The following is a 2,440-nucleotide window of genomic DNA, read 5'->3' as shown; positions in this document are numbered from 1 at the left end:
TTCGCTCGAAACGAACGGGCCGAGGCTTTAACCCCGCGTCCGATCAAACGCCTCCATCTCATACGCAATCGACGCCTCGACCAGTTGCTCCCACAGGTCAGCGACAATCTCCACCGGCGCGCCAACCCGCGCCGCCTCCGCGCACGCCTGATCGATGACCTGACGCTTGCGCGCCTCGTCCCGCACAGCCCCGCGATCGGGTTTGATCCGGGCGGCGGCGCGCATATGGGCAAAGCGTTGGCCAAGCAGCGCCACCAGTTCGCGGTCGATCGCGTCGACACCCGCCCGCACCTCTGCCATGCTGCTATAATCATCAGGGTTCATGCGCCGGGAATTAGGCGTCCGCCGCGTCCCTGTCGAGGGTTGACATGCAGCCCCCTTGTGGCCATAGGCGCGCCTTCGCAATTGGTCCCGCATCCCGGTGAAGCGGTGGCCCTGCCCCTGAGTGTTTCGGCGCAATACGGACGTAGGCGATACCGGGGTAACGTTGTTAGCTATTGTAAGGAAATACCATGACGAAGCGCACCAGCGCCAAGTATAAACTCGACCGTCGCATGGGCGAGAATATCTGGGGTCGTCCCAAGTCGCCTGTGAACAAGCGCGAATATGGCCCCGGTCAGCACGGCCAGCGCCGCAAGGGCAAGGTGTCCGATTACGGCATCCAGCTGCGCGCCAAGCAGAAGCTGAAGGGCTATTACGGCGACATCACCGAAAAGCAGTTCAAGAAGAACTATTTTGAGGCGAGCCGCATGAAGGGCGACACCGGCCAGAACCTGATCGGCCTGCTCGAACGCCGCCTGGACGCCGTCGTCTATCGCGCCAAGTTCGCGCCGACCATCTTCTCGTCGCGCCAGATCGTTTCGCACGGCCACATCTATGTGAACGGCGTGAAGTGCAACATTGCCTCGCGTCTGGTGAAGCCGGGCGACGAAATCACCCTGGGCAAGAAGGCGCAGGAAATGGCGCTGGTGATGGAAGCACAGGCTCTGGCCGAACGCGACATCCCCGACTATGTGTCGCCCGATGGCGCCGCCAAGGTCACCTATGTCCGCGTCCCCACGCTGGACGAAGTGCCTTATCCGGTGAAGATGGAACCCAATCTGGTCGTCGAATTCTATTCGCGCTGATCGGCTTCTACCCAACGCTTGACAAAAAGGGCGGCCCCGCAAGGAGCCGCCCTTTTTTGTACCGCAGGCTTCAGGACAAACCATGACCGATACCGAAAGCGCATCACCGATCGGCAGGACACAAAGGCGACTGCTCCGGCGGATCTACAACGGCCGCACCGTGCCGATCATCGCCGACGGCAAGGGCTTCCTGACCTACAAGGATGCGCTCAAATATCTTGAGGTGCTTGAGGTCGATGCCCGCGATACCGTGTACGAGGAAATGAAGGCATCAGCGAAAAATGGCAAAGCCGCGCCGCCCCAATCCTGACGTCATGGCTTGCACCCGCCCGTCACCTCTGTAAGCGCAGCCCTATGGCGAAAATGGCACTTCACCTCTACGCGCTGGCCTTGGGATCGAACCGCCCGCTATCCGCCCGCCTGCCGCCCCGGCGGCTGCTGGCCGAAGCCGTCACGCGAATCGCGCAGCACGCGCAAATCGTCGCGACCGCGCCCACCATCGAAACCGCCCCCATCGGTCCCTCCCGCCGCCGCTACGCCAATGCAGCGCTTGTGGTTCAAAGCCCGCTCGCACCGCCCGCCATGTTGGCCTGGCTCCAGTCGATCGAACGAGTGCTCGGCCGCCGCCGCTACCGCCGCTGGGGCGCGCGCAGCGTCGATATCGACATCATTCTGTGGTCGGGTGGCCAGTGGAACAGCCCGACGCTGACCATCCCCCACCCCGCTTTTGCCATGCGCGATTTCGTACTGACCCCATTGCGCGCCATCGCGCCTGCCTGGCGCGATCCCCGTTCAGGCCTCACGATCCGTCACCTCGACGCCCGCCTGAACACCCGGCGGCAAAAAGCCCAACAAACCATGCCACAAGAGGTTGACCATCCCCGCCGCCCCCTCTAGGGCGAGCGCACCTCAGCAATCGGGGGTCCATAGCTCAGTCGGTAGAGCAACTGACTTTTAATCAGTAGGTCGCTGGTTCGAACCCAGCTGGACTCACCACCATTGTCGGCGATCATTGCTGGCCGGGAAGCAGCACCAGAAACAGGCCATCGGCGTCGGCGCAAAGCCGGTCGCCATCCTTCAGTTCCCCGCGCACGAACCGCTTTCTGCCCTCGACCGCATAAAGGGTTGCCGTCACGGTCAGCGGCCGGTTCATCGGCGTGATGGCGCGATAATTGACGTGGAGATAGGCCGTACGCGCCATCCCGCCTGGCCCCGAATTGGCCGGTATGCCCAGCACCTCGTCGAACAGCAGCGACACCGCGCCGCCATGGGCCGCCGCATTGCCGCCCAGAAAATAGTCGCCGAACGTCACC

At 63.0% G+C, this 2,440-nt stretch carries 5 protein-coding genes and 1 tRNA gene; 4 read left to right on the top strand and 2 right to left on the bottom strand.

Annotation, left to right across the window (positions count from 1 at the left end):
- Nucleotides 1–27: 27 nt before the first annotated feature.
- Entirely contained in the window at nt 28–324 is a 297-nt protein-coding gene (locus tag EBBID32_RS19335) for a chorismate mutase (protein WP_006964271.1), read from the bottom strand.
- 188 nt (nt 325–512) lie between these two features.
- On the opposite strand from EBBID32_RS19335, the gene rpsD reads away from it, so the two are divergent.
- From rpsD to EBBID32_RS19315, 4 genes are all read left to right on the top strand, one after another.
- Nucleotides 513–1,127: a 30S ribosomal protein S4 gene (gene rpsD / locus EBBID32_RS19330; protein ID WP_006964269.1), complete on the top strand. Its 615-nt coding sequence runs from the start codon at nt 513–515 to the stop codon at nt 1,125–1,127.
- Between the two features lie 82 nt (nt 1,128–1,209).
- Entirely contained in the window at nt 1,210–1,437 is a 228-nt protein-coding gene (locus EBBID32_RS19325; RefSeq protein WP_006964267.1) for a hypothetical protein, read from the top strand.
- A 44-nt stretch (nt 1,438–1,481) separates the two neighbouring features.
- Nucleotides 1,482–2,024, top strand: a complete 543-nt coding sequence (folK, locus tag EBBID32_RS19320; RefSeq protein ID WP_006964265.1) for a 2-amino-4-hydroxy-6-hydroxymethyldihydropteridine diphosphokinase — start codon at nt 1,482–1,484, stop codon at nt 2,022–2,024.
- A 23-nt stretch (nt 2,025–2,047) separates the two neighbouring features.
- Nucleotides 2,048–2,123 (top strand) — tRNA-Lys (locus EBBID32_RS19315).
- A 13-nt stretch (nt 2,124–2,136) separates the two neighbouring features.
- Here EBBID32_RS19315 and EBBID32_RS19310 read toward each other — a convergent pair.
- Nucleotides 2,137–2,440 (bottom strand): hotdog domain-containing protein (locus tag EBBID32_RS19310; RefSeq protein ID WP_037491953.1); only part of this gene is annotated, 304 nt, incomplete at its 5' end.

Source organism: Sphingobium indicum BiD32 (assembly GCF_000382885.1).
In the GTDB taxonomy this organism is placed as follows: domain Bacteria; phylum Pseudomonadota; class Alphaproteobacteria; order Sphingomonadales; family Sphingomonadaceae; genus Sphingobium; species Sphingobium japonicum_C.
The sequence above is the reverse complement of the archived record's forward strand: the minus strand, read 5'-3'. Positions and strand labels throughout refer to the sequence as shown.